General features: G+C 64.3%; 17 protein-coding genes. 7 read left to right on the forward strand and 10 right to left on the reverse strand.

Annotated features, from left to right (window positions below; genetic code table 11):
• Positions 1–10: 10 nt before the first annotated feature.
• The 7 genes from P0D71_RS18505 to P0D71_RS18535 form a co-directional block, all read right to left on the reverse strand.
• The gene (locus P0D71_RS18505) at positions 11–3,379 is read right to left on the reverse strand and encodes an enterotoxin A family protein (protein ID WP_408481455.1); all 3,369 of its coding nucleotides are present in this window, start codon (positions 3,377–3,379) and stop codon (positions 11–13) included.
• 283 nt (positions 3,380–3,662) lie between these two features.
• Positions 3,663–4,184: a c-type cytochrome gene (locus P0D71_RS18510; protein ID WP_408481577.1), complete on the reverse strand. Its 522-nt coding sequence runs from the start codon at positions 4,182–4,184 to the stop codon at positions 3,663–3,665.
• Positions 4,185–4,242: 58 nt separating this feature from the next.
• The gene (gene soxC / locus P0D71_RS18515; protein WP_408481579.1) at positions 4,243–5,520 is read right to left on the reverse strand and encodes a sulfite dehydrogenase; all 1,278 of its coding nucleotides are present in this window, start codon (positions 5,518–5,520) and stop codon (positions 4,243–4,245) included.
• A 12-nt stretch (positions 5,521–5,532) separates the two neighbouring features.
• Complete coding sequence (locus P0D71_RS18520) at positions 5,533–6,570, reverse strand: ABC transporter substrate-binding protein (RefSeq protein ID WP_408481457.1); 1,038 nt, start codon at positions 6,568–6,570, stop codon at positions 5,533–5,535.
• Positions 6,571–6,618: 48 nt separating this feature from the next.
• On the reverse strand, positions 6,619–7,449 hold the full coding sequence (locus P0D71_RS18525) for an ABC transporter ATP-binding protein (protein WP_408481459.1): 831 nt from the start codon (positions 7,447–7,449) through the stop codon (positions 6,619–6,621).
• Positions 7,443–8,504 (reverse strand): ABC transporter permease, encoded by a 1,062-nt coding sequence (locus P0D71_RS18530; RefSeq protein ID WP_408481461.1) that lies wholly within the window; start codon positions 8,502–8,504, stop codon positions 7,443–7,445. The genes P0D71_RS18525 and P0D71_RS18530 overlap by 7 nt, the downstream gene beginning before the upstream one ends.
• A 57-nt stretch (positions 8,505–8,561) precedes the next feature.
• Positions 8,562–10,043, reverse strand: a complete 1,482-nt coding sequence (locus P0D71_RS18535; protein WP_408481463.1) for an MFS transporter — start codon at positions 10,041–10,043, stop codon at positions 8,562–8,564.
• A 296-nt stretch (positions 10,044–10,339) separates the two neighbouring features.
• Here P0D71_RS18535 and P0D71_RS18540 point away from each other — a divergent pair, with 296 nt between their 5' ends.
• The 7 genes from P0D71_RS18540 to P0D71_RS18570 all read left to right on the forward strand — a co-directional run bounded on the left by P0D71_RS18540 (position 10,340) and on the right by P0D71_RS18570 (position 18,345).
• On the forward strand, positions 10,340–11,407 hold the full coding sequence (locus P0D71_RS18540; protein ID WP_408481465.1) for an ABC transporter substrate-binding protein: 1,068 nt from the start codon (positions 10,340–10,342) through the stop codon (positions 11,405–11,407).
• 29 nt (positions 11,408–11,436) lie between these two features.
• Positions 11,437–12,288: an ABC transporter permease gene (locus tag P0D71_RS18545; protein ID WP_408481467.1), complete on the forward strand. Its 852-nt coding sequence runs from the start codon at positions 11,437–11,439 to the stop codon at positions 12,286–12,288.
• A gap of 146 nt (positions 12,289–12,434) precedes the next feature.
• Positions 12,435–13,313: an ABC transporter permease gene (locus P0D71_RS18550; RefSeq protein WP_408481469.1), complete on the forward strand. Its 879-nt coding sequence runs from the start codon at positions 12,435–12,437 to the stop codon at positions 13,311–13,313.
• Positions 13,314–13,347: 34 nt separating this feature from the next.
• Positions 13,348–14,214 carry an ABC transporter ATP-binding protein gene (locus tag P0D71_RS18555; RefSeq protein ID WP_091793997.1) on the forward strand — a complete coding sequence of 289 codons (867 nt, stop codon included), beginning with the start codon at positions 13,348–13,350 and terminating at the stop codon, positions 14,212–14,214.
• A gap of 46 nt (positions 14,215–14,260) precedes the next feature.
• On the forward strand, positions 14,261–15,637 hold the full coding sequence (locus tag P0D71_RS18560; RefSeq protein WP_408481472.1) for an LLM class flavin-dependent oxidoreductase: 1,377 nt from the start codon (positions 14,261–14,263) through the stop codon (positions 15,635–15,637).
• A 51-nt stretch (positions 15,638–15,688) separates the two neighbouring features.
• Entirely contained in the window at positions 15,689–16,636 is a 948-nt protein-coding gene (locus tag P0D71_RS18565) for a TauD/TfdA dioxygenase family protein (protein WP_408481474.1), read from the forward strand.
• Between the two features lie 155 nt (positions 16,637–16,791).
• Positions 16,792–18,345 (forward strand): phospholipase D family protein, encoded by a 1,554-nt coding sequence (locus P0D71_RS18570; protein ID WP_408185587.1) that lies wholly within the window; start codon positions 16,792–16,794, stop codon positions 18,343–18,345.
• A 53-nt stretch (positions 18,346–18,398) separates the two neighbouring features.
• On the opposite strand, the gene P0D71_RS18575 is transcribed toward P0D71_RS18570, so the two are convergent.
• The 3 genes from P0D71_RS18575 to P0D71_RS18585 all read right to left on the reverse strand — a co-directional run bounded on the left by P0D71_RS18575 (position 18,399) and on the right by P0D71_RS18585 (position 21,153).
• Entirely contained in the window at positions 18,399–19,229 is an 831-nt protein-coding gene (locus P0D71_RS18575) for a polysaccharide deacetylase family protein (RefSeq protein WP_408481475.1), read from the reverse strand.
• On the reverse strand, positions 19,226–20,341 hold the full coding sequence (locus tag P0D71_RS18580) for a glycosyltransferase family 4 protein (RefSeq protein ID WP_408481477.1): 1,116 nt from the start codon (positions 20,339–20,341) through the stop codon (positions 19,226–19,228). The genes P0D71_RS18575 and P0D71_RS18580 overlap by 4 nt, the downstream gene beginning before the upstream one ends.
• Positions 20,342–20,823: 482 nt before the next feature.
• Complete coding sequence (locus tag P0D71_RS18585) at positions 20,824–21,153, reverse strand: hypothetical protein (protein WP_091793986.1); 330 nt, start codon at positions 21,151–21,153, stop codon at positions 20,824–20,826.
• Positions 21,154–21,157 lie beyond the last annotated feature (4 nt).

Consider the following 21,157-nt stretch of genomic DNA (forward strand, 5'->3'; position numbering starts at 1 on the left):
TCACGCAGCTTCAGTCCTGCCCGTGCGCGGTATAACGAGGCTTGAGCACCCGTTGCAGTTGCCGGTTTCTGTCCTCGTCCGCCTTGATCCTGTCCCACGTGAGATCGGGAACCCGGTAGTCGGACGCGAGTGTGCCGACGGGCTGCCAGCGCCATTTGCGCGTCGCCCGGTCGATGGCCGCGCGCCAGACGGGTGTGCTGTCGAGCTTGCGCACCTCGAGCTGATTGGGCGCACTGGCGAGCGCATAGTAGCCGTCCCTGAAGAGCCACGCGACATTGCCCCGCGCGAGCCATTTCGCCGCCTTGCCAACCTGTTTCGGCGTCCATTTGTCGACATTGTCGAGAAAGTTATTCCGGGCGTCGATGCCTGGCAATTGCGTGACGAATCGCGTCGTACCGGGAGGCAAGGCCGAGTCGGGATTCCTCGCGAATTCGTACAGGCGGAACCGATCGCCCGCGGTGCTTTTCCAGAAGGTGTGCAAGCTGGTGGGCGGCGGCACGACCACTTTCCCGTCAAAGCCCGTCAAACTCCATTCGGAGCGGCTACCCAACGATCCTTGCGAGACATATGGATAGTACGAGTACTTGCCGACGCTGAGAAACTTGCGATCTTCCGCGTGAATGAGATGCTTGCCATCGTATTCAAACACGCCGTTGCGGTTGGTTCGAGCCGACGGCACAGCGCCCGCGTAGAGGTAGCCGTCGCTGCCGACACGAAGCACCCGCTTGTTGTCGTTCGCGAGATGAAAGCGTCCGTCTTCGCCCATGACGAACTGGCTTGTGTTCCCCGGCACGTCGACTCTGCCTGAATAATCGAAACAGACTTCGCCGTTGGCGCCGACATAGAGCTTGGTCTGCCATCTGGCGTCTCCGTGGCCCCACATCGTCATCGGGCCGCGATAATCGAGCCCCCTGGCTTGCCGGTCTACGAGGTGCGCCACTTGCGACCTCGCATGATCGTAAAACTCGGCTTGCGTGCGATTCGGATCCTGTTCGGGTTGCGGCACCGCGGGCTTGCCGGCGTATGAGATGCGGGACACGAACGGGCTATGACTCCTGTCGTTCCACGCGGGACTGGTGAGCGGAAAGCGCGCCAGTTGCGGTTGGGCGCCGGCCGTTTGCGTCTGGTCGTAGACATCCCAGCGGTAATCGGGATTGGCGACGAACGGCTGCAATCTGCCGTCCTGCACGTGCTGCCAACCTACAATCTGCGTGTAGTCGATCCGTCCCATCGCCGCCTGTTCGTGAGTTTGCGGGTCGCGGGCGCCGGCGCCGAGACTTCCGTTGACATCCACCATGTTCGGCGTCGGCGCTACACGGTAGATGTAGCCGTTGTTCGACTGCGCCGCAAGGCGCTCCAACGCCGTGCCGCCACGCTCGAAGGTGCCGAGATAACCGGCCGAGTCGACGGCGGACGGATTCGAACTCACGTCGAAATTGTGCATGTCGAGACTCACGTCTTTTAGCGGCGCGCTCTCGATGCTGAAACCGCCTTGCGCCTTCAACGCTTCGGGCGTTACGGTCGACGGCCGGAATAGCACATTCTGTGTTGAGTTGTCCGACGTATCGGTAGACCGCTTCCTGAACTCGGCCCGAGGTACGCCGAGCCGCTCCATGTCAGGCTCGGGTGGTAAAGCGATGGGCGGCACGGCGACGTGGTGTGCCTCCGCGATATCGCCCAACGTGATGTCGTTGATGGGCGACTCTGGCGCCACGGCAAATTCGGCCTGGCTGACGCCTTGCACCGGTTGGCTCCGGTTCAGGTTGGCGAACCACGCCGTCGTCGCGTAGTCATGGCGGCCAGGCGCGTACTCCTGCTCGTACCGGCTCCTGATGGCGGCCGACATAGCGTCGAAATTTCGATAGCTGTACACGCCGACGGCCGGATCGTAGATCTGGTAGGCATCGTTCCGATAGTCCGCGGACGGTTCGACCCTCTGCACGATGACCGGCGCCTCCCCGGGCGGCACGCCTCCCTGTGCACCGACGATGCGGGCGCTGCGGTCGGCCGGAGCGTTCAGACGGATCTCAACGAAGTCGTTGTCATAGCCCCGCAAGCTGTTGTCGCGAACATAGGGGCTGCCGAAGTTTCGTTTGAGATCGTCGACCAACTCGGCGGCGCTTCGAATCGTGCTTCGGCCGTCGTGCCTGATGTGGTCCGGCACATTCGCGACCGTCGAATACTGATTGGCATCCTGCAGGCTGTGAATCTCTTCGATCGTCGCGTGTCGCGACAGTGGGTTGCCAAGCCGATCCCTGAGATCGGCCGTCGCGCTCGCCAGATCGGCAACACGGCCATGGGAAATATTCATGAGCGCGTCGACAGCCATGCCGGCACCGGAATAGGCCATCGCGCGCGGTGTTTCCGCGGCGACCGAAAGCACGTCCTGCGACAGCCTGTTCGCGCCGGCCGCGGTGCGCGCATACAGGCCCTCGCGAGACTGCGCAGGCGGAGGTTCGGAAAGCACCGGCGGCGGTGGCGGCGTACCGGCCGGACGCCCGCGCGGCTGGGGTGCGGTAAAGATCTGGATACTGTTGGGCGTGAGATGAAAATCCGCTTCGTTATACGCGGATTCCAGATATCCCCTGAGGGCGTGCTCCATGTCGCCCCGGTTCCGGTAAACGAACGCGCCGTTGTTCGGATCGAACAGGACATAACGGTCGTCGGCTTGCCTCGCAATCAGCATGGCATGGCCGCCCCGAAGCGCATTGTCACCGCTGGATAGCCGGTCGAGCCGCACATGCGCCATGTCGCCCGCGTGCATCTCGTCACGGATACGTGTCATGAGGTTGGCGATGCGCTGCGCGCGATCTTCCGTGTCGCCGAGCCGATCGACACCACCTTCCGCGTACCGGCTGACCCCGAGCGAGCGGGTGTCGTATTGAAACCGCTCGATCCGGTCGAACATCTCCTCGCGGGTCACGGAGTTGCGACCCGCGTCGGCCAGGATCCGCTTCACGGCGGAGGGCACGTCCGGGGTTTTCCCGTCCGCGTTCCGGTCGACGCGGCGTATTGCCTCCATGACGATGCCATCGCAGGCACCATGCCCCGTGTTGCCTCGCTTTCGATCGAGATCGGCCTGGTCGAACTTCTGGTAGGACGCGGCCGTCTCTTTCAGCGCTTCGCCGCCACGGCACTCGCGAAACTCCGACGCGGCGGCGCACTTGCCGAGTGCCCCGCCGCGTCGAACGCGGGAGAGCGTCGAGTTGGATGTCGAGGTGGGTGCCGCGTTCGTGCCACCGTTTCCAGATGGACTGGGCACTCGCGCAGGCGAAACAACCTGCGATGGTGTTCCCGTATCGTTACGTTGCGAAGGCTGGCTCGGCTGATCGCGCGATTCCACGGGATAGGACGATACGTTAGTGCGACTGATTTCCATACGGCTCTCCCACGAGAAGGGACACGGTTGACGTGGCGCCGAAATCAGGACCAGTTCTTCGCTTGACCAGCGGATGATGGCTCTCGGCGGCACAGGGTCAGTGTGGGTGAGCATGCTTCGTGTCGGGCGCTGAATAACTGCTACACCAACGCTCGGCATAGCCGTGCCGGGTCATCGCACGCGCAATGGTGCGCGGGGGCCGATCGGACGATCGGCCCTGCAGCAGGCGTTAAACAGAGTTAAGCGGAGGCGCTGATGTCCCGCGGGCGCCCGCAGGCCGGGACTACAACCGCCCCGGACGCGGATCGGCCACGAAACCGCCGCGATTGGGCATCACCACGCGCGGCAGCGACGCCGCGTCGAGGCGCGTATTCGCCGGCACGATGCCGTTCTGGTTGAGCAGGAAGGCGCTCACCGCATACACCTCGTCAGCGGAAAGCGATTCGGGCGCGTTGTACGGCATCGCGCGGCGGATGTAGTCGAAGAGCGTCGTCGCATAAGGCCAGTAGCTGCCCACGGTGCGCTTGGGCTTCGCGCTCGCGAGCGTCCCCTGGCCGCCCACCAGCGCGTCGCCGAGACCGCCCTGGCCCTGCGCGCCATGACACGCCGCGCACTTCGCGGCGAACACGTGCGCGCCCGTCGCGACGTCGCCGCTGCCCGCGGGCAAGCCGCGTCCATCCGGCGCGACGTCGATGTTCCAGGCGGCGAGATCCTGCTCGGTGAGCGGCGTGCCGATCTCGTGAGCCGCGCCGGTGTGCTGTGCGACCCGCGCGACCGGCGCGCTCGATGCGCAGGACGCCAGCATCGCCAGAGACAGCAGCGTGGCCAGCGCCGTGCGCGCCGGCGTAATCTTGCGATGACCGTCATGCATTGCGCACCTCGCCGCTTTCGTCCACGCGCCATGGTTGGATCGCGTTGTAGTGGTATTGCGAATTCAGGCCGCGCGCCGCGACGAGTTCAGCGCGCGTCGGTTGCACGTAGCCGGTCGAATCGGTGGCGCGCGAGAGAATAGCGGCCGCGCCGCCGTCCCAACGCCAGTCCGCGTCAAAGCGGGTCAGCGCGCGATCGTGGATCGCCCCGACGAGGCGCGCGGCACGCCACGTTGCGCCGCCGTCCGTCGATACCTCGACCTTGCGGATCGTGCCGCGTCCCGACCAGGCAAGACCGCTGATCGGGTAATAGCCGTGCGTGGTGAGGCGATGTCCCGGCGAAGGCCGCGTAATCACCGACTTCGCGTCCATCTCGAAGGCGAACTGGCGCGCGGTGCCGTTCGCGAGCAGGCTCGTATATTTCGAGGTTTCCTCGCGGGTTTGCAGCGGCGCGTCGACCAGCTTCAGGCGGCGCAGCCACTTCACGTTGGTATTGCCCTCGAAGCCGGGCACGATCAGCCGCAGCGGATAACCATTCTCCGGGCGCAAGCGCTCGCCGTTTTGGGCATAGACCACGAGCGCCCGGTCGAGGATGCGATCGAGCGGCAAACTGCGCGTCATCGCGGCGGCATCGGCGCCCTCCGCCAGCAACCAGCCACCCCCGGTTGCGCGACCGGACACGGATAAACCGCCCACCTCTTCCAGCAAAGTGGACAGGCGCACGCCGGTCCATTCGCAGCACGAGAGCAGACCATGGGTGAGTTGCACCGGCATGCCGCTTGGACCGTTCCATTCGTTGCCGGTATTGCCGGAGCATTCGAGAAAATGAATGCGCGATTCGGACGGCAGGCGCAGCAGGTCGTCCATCGTGAAGAGTTTCGGCGTGCGCACGAGTCCGTGTATCGCCACCCGGTGCTGATCGGGATCGATGTCCGGTACGCCGCCATGATGGCGTTCATAGACCAGGCCGTTGGGCGTGAGCGTGCCGTGCAGATCGGCGAGCGGCGTCATCGACGAAGCCGCGCCGGGCAGCGGCCACGCGCGCGCGCTACGCCGCACGACATCTGCTTCGTGCGGCGACGGCACACCATAAGGATGGTCGAGGATAGGCGCACCGGGCACGCGGCTCGACGGCGCGACCTCGAGCGGCTTGAGCAGTTCACTCGCGGCCACGGCTTGGGACACGGCGAGACCGCCGGCCGCCAGACGGCCAAGCAATCGACGGCGGCCGCGCGACGGCGGCGTGTCCGGCACAGGGAGACGTAACGGCATCATGCCCCGCCGCTAAGCCAGCACATTCGAGAACACCCGGTCCGCGAGGCGATTCGAATCGGTGCCGCTGTTGAGCACGCCGACCGCTTTCAGGTCGTCGGCATAAAGCGAGATTTCTTTCCTGAACGCATCGCCGACCGGATGATGACGATCGGTGTGGCTCTTGAGCATCGCGCTCAGTTGACCCACGTTCGCGGATGGCGTGTAGACCGAGAAGATCGCGGCGGCATCGTCCGGATGATTCGCGGTCCACTCGGTGGCCTCCAGCAGCGCCTGGGTCAACGCCTGCGCGGTCGCGCGATCCTTGCGCACCAGCGAACCGCGCATGCCGAGCACGCAGCACGAACGCGTCTGGTATTCGCCGCACAGATTGTTCGACACTTCATAAAGGTGATCGGACTCGCGGATCGACCAGATGGTCGGGTCGCCATCCGCGATAGCCTGCACTTCGCCCTTTTTCAACGCCTCGCCCAGCAGATTCGCCGGATACTGGCGCCAGTTCACGTCACGCTCCGGATCCACGCCGATTTTCTTCAACACGATGGCGAAGAAATTCTTGGTCGGACTCGCCATATCGCTGACGCCGATCGTGCGGCCCTTCAGCCCGCCCAAATCGACAATGCCCGACGCCCGCGTGGCCAGCAAACGCATGCAGCCGCCGTGAATCCCGGCGGTCAGTTTCACGTCGAAGCCCTGCTCCAGCGGCTTGATCCAGCGCAACGCCATGCCGACGCCCGCGTCGGACTTGCCGGTCGCGATCGCCTCCAGCAACTGATCGGTCGAGCCGGAAAAATTCACCAGCTCGACCTGCAAGCCGTGACGCTCGAAAAAGCCCTGCTTCACCGCTACGGCAACGGGCGCGGTGCAGATCGCCCCTGCATTCCACGAAAGCTTGAGCGGCTTGAGCGGAGCCTGCGGCGTTTGCGCGAAGGTCAGCGGGCCAGGCATCAGCACCGCACCGCCTAACGCCGCGGCGCCCGCGCTCCACGCCGTCTTGCGCAGCCATGCGCGGCGAGCCGGGTTTGGCGGAGCTTCATCGAAGGGATTCATGGTGAGTATTCCTCAGGTCGTTTGTTGTCTGTCGATGGTTCTATTCGTTCAGGTATCCAGACCGAGCTGGGCAAGCACCTCGCGGCGCAACGCGACCAGTTTCGGGTCGTCGCGATGGCGCGGATACGGCGCGTCGTTGCGCACCTCGGCGATCACCCGCGCCGGCCGCTCGCTAAAGACGATCACCCGGTTCGCCAGCAACAGCGCTTCTTCCACGTCGTGCGTGACCAGCAGCACGGAGAAGCGCGCGTCCTGCCAGAGGCGCGCGAGTTCGTTCTGCATGCGGATGCGCGTCAGCGAATCGAGCTTGCCGAACGGCTCGTCCAGTACCAGCAGCGCCGGATCGTTGACGAGCGCGCGGGCCAGCGCCACACGCTGCGCCATGCCGCCCGACAACTGATGCGGAAACGCCTCGGCGAATTCAGTCAGGCCGACCAGTTCCAGCGCGGCATCGATGCGTTGCCGCACCCGCGCGTCCTGCGAACCGCCGCGCCGGGCAAAGCCTCTGCGCTGCGCCTGCGGTCCGACGCCGACGTTGCCGCGCACCGTGCGCCACGGGTACAAGGTCGGATCCTGGAACACCACCACACGCGACGGATCGGGCCCGGTGATCGCAGCGCCATCTGCCTGCACGCTGCCCTGGGTCGGCGCATCGAGCCCGGCGACCAGTCGCAGCAAGGTGGACTTGCCGCAACCGCTCGGTCCGAGCAGCGCGACGAACTCGCCCGGCTCGACGGCGAAACTCACGTCCTGCAATACCGGCAACGCGGCGCCGCGCAGCGCGAATCGATGGCTGACGTGACGCACGTCGATGCGCGCGCCGTCACGAACCGGCGCCGCGGCGGCCGGCTGATTCAATACCTCGGGTACGGCTACCATTTGAGCAATCCTTTTTGCCAGGCCAGCAGGCGGTCGCGCACGCGGAACAGCAGCGTGATCAGACCGGAGCACATCAGCGCCATCACCAGCAACGCGGCATACATATTCGAGTACGCCGCCCAGCCCTGCGCCCATTGCAGATACCAGCCGAGCCCCGCTTTCACGCCCATCATCTCCGCGACGATCAGCACCGAAAACGATGCACCGAGCCCCATGAACAGCCCGACGAACACCGACGGCAACGCGGCCGGAATCGCGACGCGCAGGATCAGGAACGCGGGCCTCGCGCCGAGCGTGCGGGCAATGTCGTAGTACGCGGAATTGACGCTGGCCACGCCCGACCACGTCAGCACGGCGACCGGAAACGCTGTCGCCAGTGCGATCAGGAACACGCTTGCGCTGAAGCTCGACGGGAAGAAGAAGAACGCCAGCGGCAGCCACGCGGTGGCCGGCAGCGGGCCGATCAGCCGCAGAACGGGATGCACCCAGTAACTCACGGCCTGCGACCAGCCGATACTCACGCCGATCGTGAAACCCGCAACCGCGCCGAGCAGATAACCGTAGGCAAGCAGGCCGAACGAATGCACGACGCTCGTGCCGAGCCGCGGATAGTCTTCGGCATAGACGCCGATCAACGCTTGCGGCGGCGCGAAGAAGGGCCGCGGCAACCATTCGAGCTGTGCCGTGACGGCTTCCCAGGCACTGACGCCGAGCGCCAGCGCGAGCAGCCACGGCATCGCGGCGAGCCATGCACCGATACGCGTGGAGGTTGCCGCCTTGCGCCCGGACGGAGCGCGCCATCCCGCGAGCGCCGTCGCAGCCGCGAATGCCGCGAGCACCAGCTTGAGCGCAATGAAGGTGTTCGTGTACGGCCAGTCGTCGAGACTCGGCCACCACTGGGTCAGCGCCGCGCTGGCCAGCCACGCGAGCGCGGCAAGCCATGCAATCAGCACGCCGCGAGGGAGCGCGCGCCTGTTTGTGAGGCCTCCGGCATCGCCGGACTCCGCGTCGATATCAGGCCCTCGCGTCGCAATCGAATCGAACTGGGTGGACATAAGCGTTCCAGCCTCCTGCATTGTTGAGTTAGCGCGAGCGCATACTGAAAATCGTCTTCACGCGGGGTCTGGCTGCGCGTAATCCTCGCCGTCGATGTCATAGCCTGACGGCTCCCACCGAATCACCAGCAGCACGAGCAGCGAAGTCAGCGGCGCAATCGCGATCAGCCAGAACACCTTGGTGCCGAACGCGGCGGCCAGCACGGGGAACAGAAACAGCGACACGGTCGAGGCGCTGCGCACCAGCGTCTGGTTGAAGCCGACACCGATGCCGCGCAAGGACGTCGGATAGCTGAGCGACGCATACGTCATCGAATGCGAGCCCGGTCCGAAACCCTGTCCGAACAGGTAGCCGCCGAGCAGCAGGATCGCCACCACGACGAGCGCGCCGCTGCCCGGCTTGCCGATCAGGGCGAGCCCGATGAGCGAGGCGAATTGCAGCGAGTGGCCGAGCACCGTCATTTTCCAGGCGCCGACCGTCGGCGCCGTGCGCACGCCGATCAGGCCGCCCACGAACGCAAACGCCAGATTCAGGCACAGCGCCGCGATGATCGTGGTGAGCGGGCCCTGGTGAAAGAAGCTCGTGATGATCACCGGCAAGCCGAAGATGATTGCGTTGTAGCCAAACGAGGAAGCACTGCCGATCACCGCGGCGAGAATCGTGCGGCGCCGGTAAGTGTCGTTGAAGAGCACGCCGTAGTTGCGCCACGATGCGGCGCGCGGCTTGTTCACCGGCGCGGCGCCGGCTTCGACCACGGCGTCCACGCCATACGAGCGCTTGAGAATCCGCGCCGCCTCTTCCAGATTGCCCTGATTCGCGGCCCACACCGGCGATTCGCTGATATAGCGGCTGCGCACCAGAATGATCACAATCGCAGGCACCGCGCCGAAGGCCAGCGTCAGACGCCACAGCCAGCCGAGCTGATGCTCCGGCAGAATCGCGTAAAGCCCGAGAATCAGCAGATAGCAGGTGCTCGTGGCCGCATACCAGGCGGGGCACCACGCCGCGACGCTGGCTGCCTTGTTGCCCTTGCCCGCCACGCGTGAGAACTCCGCGAGAAAGGCCATCGCGACCGGTAAATCGAGGCCGACGCCAAAACCCATCAAAAACCGCGCGCCGCCGAGCACCCATGCATTCGGCGCGAGACCCGCGGCAATCGCCGCGACCACGAAGAACAGCATGTCGGCCATGAACACACGATAACGGCCGATGCGGTCAGCCAGATAGCCGCCGAACAGCGCACCGAGAATCGCGCCGAACGTAATGGCCGATGAAACGAAGCCCACCTGCACCGGCGACAATGAGAACTGGCGCGCGATGTCCTTGATCCCGTAAGCGAGCGAGGTCAGGTCGTAAGCATCGAGAAAGACGCCGCCGAGCGCGATCGCAATCACGATGCGTGCATTGCTGCCCTTGGCAGCGCCGGCATTGACGATACGCGAGACGTCTTGCGCGCTACGAATGACAGCGGGCCGCGCGGCGCTATCGGCGCTCGCCTGCGGGGCGGCGGCGGCGGGTGGGAAAGCAACAGTGGACATGATCCGGACTTCGCATGAGTGGCTGAAGCGTTGCATGGTAGCCATGCGATCGATGCCGGCAAAACGACGAATTTAACTATGCAAATCGGGAAATCCGCGCTTGCTTCAATGCACCACTTTGAAGCCACGCGCAGCCGGTACGGTTCGCACTTCTGCAGATTTTCTTATCTGCAATGATTGGTTGGATTCGAGCGCACGCGAATCTAACGTGTAGTTCCGACTGTGCGCCGACCTGAGCTTTCACACCCGTTCGCACCCGTTCGCACCCGCTTCCTTCTCTCGATTGGTATTTGCGCATGCGCTATTTCCGTTTGCTGAAGACTTTCGTCGCGGTGGCGACACTCTCGCTTGCCGCGGCTCACGCCTACGCCGACAAACCGGCTGTGATCCGCATCGGTGTCGCGCAACAAGGCACCGGCGACCCGCCCTCTTTTGGCGGCTCGCCGGCGGCGACCGTGCAATTGCAGCAGTCGCTCGAAAAGGAATTCGCCGCCGACGGCATCAAGGTCGAATGGCTGTTCTTCAAGGGCGCGGGCCCGGCGGTCAACGAAGCGATCGCCGACAAGTCGCTCGACTTTGCCTTCCAGGGCGATCTGCCCGCCGTGCTCGCCCGCGCCAATGGCCTGAAAACGCACCTGCTGCTCGCCTCGGGCGTACGCACCGGCATCAAGGTCGCCGTGCCCGCGGATTCGGATGTGCACTCGCTCAAGGACCTCAAAGGCCGGCGCGTGTCGATCTTTCGCGGCACCAATCTGCAACTCGTCGCCGACAACGCGCTCGCCGCCAATCAGTTGAACGAACGCGATCTGCGCGTGATCAATCTCGATACCGCGAGTTCGCTCGCGGCGCTGGCGTCCAAGGGTATCGACGCGTCCGTCAACGATTACCACGTGTACAAGCTGCGTGACCAGGGACTCGCGAAGGTCGTCTACGAATCGCAGAACGACGGTCCGCAGTTCACGCGTCAGTCTCATCTGCTGGTGCTCGACGACTTCGATCACGCGCATCCGGATGTCGTGCAGCGCGTCGTCAATGTGTTCGTGAAAGGCGCGCAATGGTCCTCCGACGAAGCCAACCGCGATGCGCTCTTCAAACTCTGGGCCAAGAGCGGCGTGCCTTACTCGTCATGGCAGGCCGAGTTCGCGAATCAAAGCCTGAAGGATCGCAATTCGCCGCTGATCGATCCGTTCATCGTGGCGCGCTACAAAGCCGTGGCCGACGACGCGTTGAAACTCAAGCTGATTCGTCAGCCGGTCGAAGTGGACGGCTGGTTCGAAACGAAGTATCTCGACAACGCGCTGCGCACGCAAAAACTCGACCACTACTGGACGCGTTACGACGCCGCGGGCAAACCGCTCGGCTAACGCTCAGCCACCTCACCGGAGCGATCACGATGAGCGAAACCGTAATCCACGTCGAACGTGAACGGCTTGCCTCAGCCAACGTGCCGCACGCGTCGCTATTGCGCGATGCGCGGCTGCGCGCAATAGCGTGGCGGCTCGCGCCCTGGGTGTTGCCCGCCCTGCTGCTCGCGCTCTGGACCGTGGGCTGCGAGCGCGGCTGGATCGCACCGCAAATCCTGCCGCCGCCCGAGCGTGTGTTCGACACGCTCGTCGAACTGGCCCGCAGCGGCGACCTCGCGCGCAATACGCTGATCAGCCTGCAACGCGTGCTGCTGGGTTTTGGCGCAGGCACGCTGCTCGGCTTCGCGCTCGGCGCGGCGCTGGGTCTGTCGCGCAGGCTCGAGGCTTATGTGCTGCCGAGCTTCAATGCTTTGGTGCAGATTCCCGTGCTCGGCTGGCTGCCGTTCCTGCTGTTGCTGGTGGGTGTGGGCGAACCGCTCAAATACATTCTGATCGCGCATGCGGCGCTCGTGCCGGTCACGCTGAGCACGCTGCAAGGCTTCCGGCAAACGCCCGCCGCGCTCGATGAAGTCGCGCGGGTGTTCGAATACAGCGGCTGGCAACGGATTGTCTATCTGGTTCTGCCCGCGGCCGTGCCGACGCTCGCCACCGGAGTGCGGCTCGCGTTCACCAAGGCATGGCTCGCGCTGGTGGTCGTCGAACTGGTGGCGTCTTCCGAAGGACTCGGCTATCTGATCGTCTACGGGCGGCAGCTTTTCCAGCTCGACCTGGTGATGGCGTCGGTGGTCGTGGTGGGCGCGATTGGTTATGCGGTGAATCGGGCGCTGGACGCACTCGAAGCGCGTTTGCGGCGCGGACAGCCGTCGGCGTTCCGCGAGTAATGGCATGCAGGCGCACGAACACGCATCGATACGGACCAGTCCGCACCGTGACAGCGCAGGACACACCCGGACACCCCAGGCGCTGCGATATGCACCGACACCACCGTCAGCCACGCCCGCGAAGCGCCGCCCGTGAGGACACCCCAATGACTCTCGCCCTCTTCAAACGTTCCACCCCGTCGCTCAAGTCCGCCGACGCAGCCTGCGACTGCACCGCGCCCGCCGCTTTCCAGCGCGCCGCCCGGCCGCGCCGTCCGTGGCTGGCGCGCTTCGATTGGCGCGGGAGCGTCTTGCCCGTCGTCGCGATTGCGATCTGGTGGGCCGTTTCGGAGGCGCATGTGATCAAAAGCGGCCTGCTGGTCAGCCCCGCGCAGGTGCTCGCCACCGCATGGCAGCAGATCATCAGCGGCGCGCTGCTGAAGGCGCTCTCGGCCTCGCTCGCACGCGAAGCGAGCGGCTTTGTGATCGGCACGCTGGGCGGCCTGCTGCTCGGCAGCGTGCTCGGCTTCTCGCGGCTTGCCACACGCATGATCGGGCCGAGCTTCGACACCTTCAAGCAGATTTCACTGTTCGCGTGGATTCCGCTGATCTCCGTGTGGTTCGGACTGGGCGACGCGGCGAAAGTCGTGTTCCTCTCGCTCGCCGCGCTTCTGCCCGTCACCGCGCACACCTGCGACGGCATCCACGCGGTGCCGCGCGCTTATATCGAAGTCGCGCGCGCCTTCCGTTACTCGCGCTGGCAACTCATTCGCGCCGTGATCCTGCCCGCCGCGCTGCCGTCGATCTTCACCGGCATCTATCTCGCGCTGATCTATTCATGGCTCGCCACGCTCGGCGCCGAATATCTGCTGGTGGCCGGCAGCGGCATCGGCAATACGCTGATCGACGGCAGCGAGCAGTTCCGCATGGATCTGGTGCTGTTCGGCGTGATCGTGGTCGGCATAACCGGTTGGGCATTGAACGCGCTGGCGCGGGCCGTGGAACGCGCGATCTTCGCGCGCCGGCTCCAGTCCGCCGTTCGATGAACCCGCAACTGAACTCTCACCGCCCGGACCGCTCATGACATCTTCCACGCTCTCCGACAGCATCGACATTCTCCACGTCAGCAAACGCTACGCGCAGCAAGGCGGCGCACCGCTCGCCGTGCTCGACGACATCAGCCTGCGGGTGCGCGCCGGTGAGTTCGTCAGCGTGCTCGGTTCGAGCGGCTGCGGTAAATCCACGCTGCTGCGGCTGATCGCCGGACTGGACACCGACTATAGCGGCGACATCGTGGTCGCGGGCGACAAGGTGCGCGACACATCGCTCGAACGAGGCATCGTGTTCCAGGATCACCGCTTGTTTCCGTGGCTCACGGCTTCGCAAAACATTCTCGCCGCGCTGCGCAATGCGCCGCTTTCCGCCGCCGAAAAACGCGAAGCCGTGGCGGAACATATCGCGCTAGTCGGGCTCAAGGGTTTTGAACATGCCTACCCGCACCAACTGTCGGGTGGCATGGCGCAGCGCGTGGCGATTGCGCGCGGTCTCGTCAATCGCCCGCGCGTGCTGCTGCTCGACGAGCCATTCGGCGCACTCGACGCGCTGACGCGCGGGCGGTTGCAAAACGAGTTGCAGCGCATCTGGGAACACGAACGCATCACGATGATCCTCGTCACGCACGATGTCGACGAAGCGCTTTACCTCGGCGATCGCGTCGTCACGATGGCACCGCGCCCCGGCCGCATCAAGCGAATCGTGGACGTGGCCTTGCCGCGTCCGCGCGAGCGCCATGACCCGCGCTTCATCCGCCTGCGCGACGAAGTGCTGGCCGACTTCGCCGGGCCTGACCGCGCGCGGCACGAACCCCATACGGACGATACGCCGCAAGACGGCACGCGCATTCCGGTAGCAAGTCCCCCGATCACCGAATGGCGGCTCGCGTGGTGACACGCCCGCTGTCCCATTCGCACAACCACCCTTCACGGAGCAGACGATGAGCGGCGACAAACAGCCGAAGCGGCAGATCAGACTGGGCGCCTTCCTGATGGAGACGGGCCACCACATCGCCGCATGGCGGCATCCCGATGCGCATGCGGGTGGCGGACTGGACTTCGCGCACTACGCGGAGCTCGCGCAGATCGCCGAGCGCGCCAAATTCGACGCGATTTTTTTCGCCGACAGCGTGAGCGTGCGCGATACCAATCTGCCCTCGCTATCGCGCACCGCGCGCGCCGATCACTTCGAACCGCTTACCTTGCTGTCGGCGCTTTCGGTCGTGACGAAACATATCGGCCTGATCGCGACGGTGTCCACCACGTTCAACGAGCCGTATAACCTCGCGCGCAAATTCGCGTCGCTCGATCATCTGAGCGGCGGCCGCTCGGGCTGGAACCTGGTGACGTCGAGCACGGAATCGGAGGCGCTCAATTTCAGTTTCGATCGGCATCCGGAGCACGCAGTCCGCTACGAGCGCGCGAGAGAGTTCTACGACGTGGTGGCGGGCCTATGGGATAGCTGGGAAGACGACGCGTTTATCCGCGACAAGGACAGCGGCGTCTATTTCGATCAGGACAAGCTGCACGTGCTCGGCCACGCGGGCAAGCACTTCAAGGTGCGCGGGCCGCTGAACGTGGCGCGTTCGCCGCAGGGTTGGCCGGTCGTCGTGCAGGCGGGCGCGTCCGAGGCCGGGCGTGAGCTCGCGGCGCAAACCGCCGAGGTGATCTTCGTCGCGCATCAAACACTCGACGAAGCGCAGTCGTTCTATCGCGACGTCAAAGGGCGTCTGGCGAAATACGGGCGCGCGCCGGACCATCTAAAGATCATGCCGGGCATTTTCCCGGTGGTCGGCCGCACCCAGGAGGAAGCCGAGGCGAAGTTCGCCGCGCTCCAGGACCTGATTCATCCGACCGTGGGCCTGTCGCTGCTGTCGAACATGTCTGGCGGCGTCGACCTCTCCCAATACCCCGTGGACGGACCGCTGCCCGAATTGCCGGAAACCAACGGCGGCAAGAGCCGTCAACGCCTGCTATTCGATCTCGCGCGGCGCGAAAACCTGACGATTCGCGATCTGTATCTGCGCATTGCCGGTGCGCGCGGCCATCAGCAGGTGGTCGGCACGCCGCAAAGCATCGCGGACCAGTTGCAGCAGTGGTTCGAGGAAGAAGGCGCGGACGGTTTCAACATCATGTCCCCCTGGTTGCCAGGCGGACTGACGGAATTCGCCGAACTGGTGGTGCCCGAGTTGCAACGGCGTGGGCTGTTTCGCACGGAATACGAGGCAGGCACGCTGCGCGGCAATCTCGGGCTGCCGCGCCCCGCTAACCGATACGCCAGTGCCACGCAGCAGGTCGCGGCCGCAGCCGGCCGATAAAGCGCCGGCGCTCACACCGTCGCGCCCGTTCTCTTTCGCAAGGAGTTTTTCATGAGTGCAGCCGCAGTGCAGGAAGTACAGTCGATTCAGGTCACGCCGCTGTCCGCGCATATCGGCGCGGAGATTCACGCTGTCGATCTCACGCAGAAGCTGGATGCGCGCCAGATCGCGGAGATTCGCGCGGCGCTTCTGAAGTGGCGCGTCGTGTTCTTTCGCGAGCAGTTCCTGACGCACGAGCAGCATGTTGCGTTCTCCGCGCAATTCGGCGAACTGACCTTGGGACATCCGGTGTTCGGCCACGTGGAGGGGCATCCGGAGGTCTATTCGATTTCGAAGTACCGCAAGGCCACGCGTTTCGAAGGGCAGACCCTGCAACGCCCCTGGACGGGCTGGCACACGGATGTCACGGCCGCGGTCAATCCGCCGTGGGCGTCGATCCTGCGCGGCGTGACGATTCCCCCTTACGGCGGCGACACGCAGTGGACCAACCTGGTCGCCGCCTATCAGAAGCTATCGGCGCCGCTGCGTTCTTTCGTCGACGGACTGCGTGGCGTTCACCGGTTCACGCCGCCGGCCGGCGCGAGCGGAACGCAAGCGTTCATCCAGGCCGTCGAGCAACGCGCGCTCGTCACCGAACATCCGCTTGTCAGGGTTCATCCGGAAACGGGCGAGCGGGCGCTGTATGTCAGCCCGAGCTTCCTGAAATCCATAGTCGGCGTGAGCCCGCGCGAAAGCCAGGTGCTGCTCGAACTGCTGTGGGAACACGTGACGCGGCCGGAGTTCACCGTGCGCTTCAAATGGGAGGCCGGCAGCGTCGCGTTCTGGGACAACCGGGCAACGGCTCATCTCGCGCCCACGGATATCTTCGATCTCGACTTCGACCGGCAGCTGTACCGCACGACGCTGGTCGGCGACGTGCCCGTCGGCCCGGACGGCGCGCAATCGGTGGCGATCGAAGGTTCGCCGGTCAGCGCCGCCGCGGCCGTCGCCTTGAACTGAGGACACCGCCGCGCGCTTGCGATCGGCGGGACATCGCCATGACATCGCCATGACTTAGGCACGGCGCGCGCAAATCCGCCAAACCCTCAGTGCTCACTCGACTCGCCCCATGTCTCTCGGCTATCTTACGGACTGGGACGATCGAAGGGCACAATATGGCGACGTTTCGTGGCATTGCGGCAGTCTTACTGTTCACGCTGCTGAGCGCCTGCGCGAGCTTGCCGCCGCAGGCCGGCCGCACCGAGACGCACGCACTGACGGACACGGACAACACCCGGCTTGCCGCCGCCTTCGTACCGCAGGAGCGCAAGCACCCCGACAGCAGCGCCTTTCACCTGTTGTCCAACGGCGTCGATGCCCTGCTCGCCCGTATCGTGCTCGCGGAAGCGGCCGATCGTACGCTGGACCTGCAGTACTACATCTGGCACGACGACCTGACCGGCCGCCACCTGGCGAACGCGGTGCTCAAAGCGGCCGATCGCGGCGTCAGGGTTCGCGTTCTGCTGGACGATCTGGGCACGGGCGCCGACGACAAGGTTCTGCTCGCCATCAGCTCGCATCCCAATATCGAAATACGCCTCTTCAATCCGGTCGCCAACCGCAGTTTCAAGAAACTGGGCACGGCGCTGGAGTTCAGCCGGATCAACCGTCGCATGCACAACAAGTCGCTGATCGCGGACAATCAGGCCGCCATTCTGGGTGGCCGCAACATCGGCGATGAGTACTTCGGCGCATCCAGCGAGGTCGATTTCGGCGACCTCGACGTGCTGACTTTCGGACCCGTGGTCCATCGCGTCTCCAACGCCTTCGACGAATTCTGGAACTCGGATGCCGCCTATCCGATCGTCAGCCTGACCGGACATGCCGCCGAGCCGGACGCGCTGCCGGCCTATCGCGCGAAGCTCACGGCGTTCATCGCATCCGAGCATGATTCGCCCTACGTCACGCAGGCGAGAGCCAGGCTCGGCGAAACGCTGGCTGCGCGCGACACCGACTTCTCGTGGGGCAAAGCGACCCTGCTCTACGACGACCCCGCCAAGATCACCCGCTCGCCGGACGATCCGCAGGGACATCTGCTGTCGCAGTTCAATGCGTTGCGTATCGAGCCCGCCAAGGAAGTGCTGGTCATCTCGCCGTACTTCGTGCCCGGCAAAAAAGGCGTGGCGTGGATGCGCGCCCAGACACAGCGCGGCGTGCGTGTCACCGTGCTGACGAACTCGCTCGCCGCAACGGACGTTGCCGCCGTTCACGCGGGGTATCAGCGTTACCGCAAGGATCTGCTCGACGCGGGCGTACACCTTTATGAATTGAAACCGGCTGCCGGCGAAGACAGCGGCGGGAAGAAGAAATCGATTCTCGGTTCCTCGAAGGCTTCGCTGCATGCGAAGACCTACGTATTCGACCGGAGCAGCGTCTTTATCGGCTCGATGAATCTCGATCCTCGTTCCATCACCCTCAATACGGAGATCGGCGTGTATTGCGAAAGCCCCCCGCTCGCCGCACAGGTCGCCGATGGGCTCGAACCGAAGCTGGACCAGATCGCGTGGCGGCTCGAAACCCGCACCGATCCCAACGGTACGAGCAGGATCGTGTGGATCGACACCGCGCCGGATGGCAAGGTGACCGAGAGCGGCGAACCCGGCGTGTCCGGCATGAAGCGTGTCGGTATCTGGTTCCTTGGCTTGCTGCCGATCGAATCGCAGCTGTAACGCGGGACCGCGCTGATTCAGCGGTTCAACTTCAGCGAAACAACTTCAGCAGATCAACGTTTGATCTTCAGATACGCACGGCTGATCGTGGGCCGTGTATGGACCCACAACCGCGAAGCCAGCCATGAAGCCGGCTTGTTCCGTACTTCGAGGCGAGTAATCGAGCGCGCCGTCCCGTCATTGCGGCCCGAATAGTTCGAACCCGGCTCGCACGTGTAGAAATGGCGGAAGCCCGCCTGAGCCGCGATGCGCCGATAGTCCGCGTCGTGATAGCCCTGCGGCCAGCACAGGTGATCCGACACGCCGCCCAGCTTCTGCTCCAGCGCGGCGCGTGCGCTCGCGAGATCGGCTGACAGTCCCGCGCATTTCTCCTCTGCGTGAGAGCACACTTGATCCCATCTCACGTGGCTATGCGTGTGACTGTGAAATTCGAACGTGCCGGCTTCACGCATGGCATGAATCTCGGACCATCGCAGAATGGCGCGATCGGGTTCGCCGTTTTCAATCGCCCGTTCGCCGTCGTGGTGATTGAGCAAGGCAGGCACGTCGCCGCCCGAGCGGGCATGCTCGCGCACCGGCCCTTCGCCGATCCAGCTCGTCACCAGAAAGCACAGCGCGGTCAAGCCGTGCGCCTGCAGAACCGGATGCGCATGCACCCAGTTGTCGAGGTAGCCGTCGTCGAAAGTGAGCACGACGGATTTCTTCGGCAAGGGCTCGCCCGCCAGATAGGCCGACAGTTGCGCGCTGCCGATGGTCGTGTAGCCCGCAGCGGCCAGATACGCCATCTGCTCGGCAAAATGCTCGGGCGACACCGTGATCATGCCTGGCGACGTACTGATATGGTGATACATCAGCACCGGCACCGCGCGCGCGAACTTCGTCATGCTGTCGCCCGCCATTCGCCATAGTAAGGGCGCCGGGCATAGATGCCGCGCATATAGCAATCGATGGTCTCGTTCGCCATGGCGTCGACCGTGAAACGGCTGTCGGTCTTCAGACGCGCCGCAAACCCCAGGCGCTCGCGCAGCGGCGCATCGTCGATCAGACGCGCAAGCGCGCTTCTCAACGCATCGATATCGTGCGGCGGCACGAGCAGGCCGTTCACGCCGTCGTCGATCAACTCGGGCACGCCGTCGACCCGCGTGCCGATCACCGGCAGACCTGCCGCCATCGCTTCTATGAAGGATTGGCCGAGCGCTTCCTGATGCGTCGGTAAAACGAATAGATCACATCCGCGCAATACGTTGGCAATGTCCGTGCGGAACCCGAGCAGATGGATGCGATGGGCCAACCCCATGCCATCGACAATGGCCTTGATCTTGTCGAACCACACGCCGTCACCGGCCATCACGACATGCAGGTTGGGCCGCTCGGCCAGCATCGGCTGAACGGCTGCGATGAGATCCTCATGACCTTTCTTCTCGCGGATGATCGCCACCATTCCGGCAACCACGCTCGTGGCGTCCAGTCCGAGTTCGTCGCGCAGGGTGGAGCGTGTCAGCGCTTCCGGCTTCAGGATGCCGTCGTAAATCGTCTCCACGCGGTTTTCATGCACGCCCGCCGAAATCAGATACTTCCGCACATGATGGCTGACCGCGACGACGCGATGCGGCAGCCAGTTATACGTGGCCAACGACGTGATAGGCAACGCCAGATGCCGCGTGCGCACGATAAACGGCGTCCGCGCCAGCCGCCCCGCCATGCCGGCGACGAGGCTGTCATGTCCGCTATGGGTGTTCAGCACGTTGAAGCGGCGACGCTCGAGCAGCGTCCTGATGGTCAGCATGGAGCGCAGGTCGCCGCCGCTGCGCATACGCGCATGATGCACTTCGAAGCCTTCGGCGCGCGAACGGATGCCGATGCGCGCGTCTTCCGGGCACACGAGCTGGACGTTATGGCCGAGCGAGCGCAGCGCGATCATTTCCTTGAGCGTGCGAACCTCCTGGCCTCCCCATCCACGCGACGACTCGCTGTGGAGAACGCTTAATGCTTTCATTGCGCTGACTTGCCTTACGGCAACCTATCCTGTCTACGACGTGCAGCTCGTAATCGTTCGTAATATTTACCTCGGACCTGTGCGGTCGGCAGGCAAACGCTTTGTTCATGGGGGCGCAGCGATGTGGAAGTGAACTCAACCTGCTATCGGTCGATGTCCATTTAACGGCCTGGCATGACTTCTCGTTGACACTCGACTTTCAAGTCGATGCTGGAGTATTTGGGTGGCTTCCGGTTTTGTAAATAGGCAAACATACCGTTAGGGTCGGCTCGCATAGGCGCAAACGTTGTCGTGGGGAAAGTGTTGTTTTTGGGCTTTCAAAGCGCCGGAGGGAAAAGCACGAAGACGGAAAGCGCTTGACTACTGCTGGCATTCTCCGTCTATCAATTGCGGATGATGTCTTTGAGCGGGCGCTGGCCGAATGTGTCCAGGGGGTTTCAGCGTTCGCGAAGCGTTCGCCCCTCAATGCCGCGAATCCGTGCTCAACGCAGCCACTTGCGCACGTCCTTCTCCCACTCCGGATCGCCGCAGCCTTGCGGGTTTTCCGGGCCAAGCACGGTAATGTAGCCGCGGCTCTTCATGCATGACTCGTAGGCGCGAATTTTCGTGCATTGATCCTGGCCAGCGTTCTTCGAGACCGCTTTGCATTGCGCGATCGACCTGTCCATTGGACCGAAGTCCATATCGCTCGCCTGGTTGAGCATGGGCGCGTCGGCGCCTGACGCGGAAAACTCGACCGGGCCGGTTTGTGCGCAAGCATTCAGCAGACTGGTCAACGCCACGATGAAGAGAAACTGAACACGTGGATGCATGGGC

This window comes from Paraburkholderia sp. RL17-383-BIF-A (genome assembly GCF_046028015.1).
In the GTDB taxonomy this organism is placed as follows: Bacteria; Pseudomonadota; Gammaproteobacteria; order Burkholderiales; family Burkholderiaceae; genus Paraburkholderia.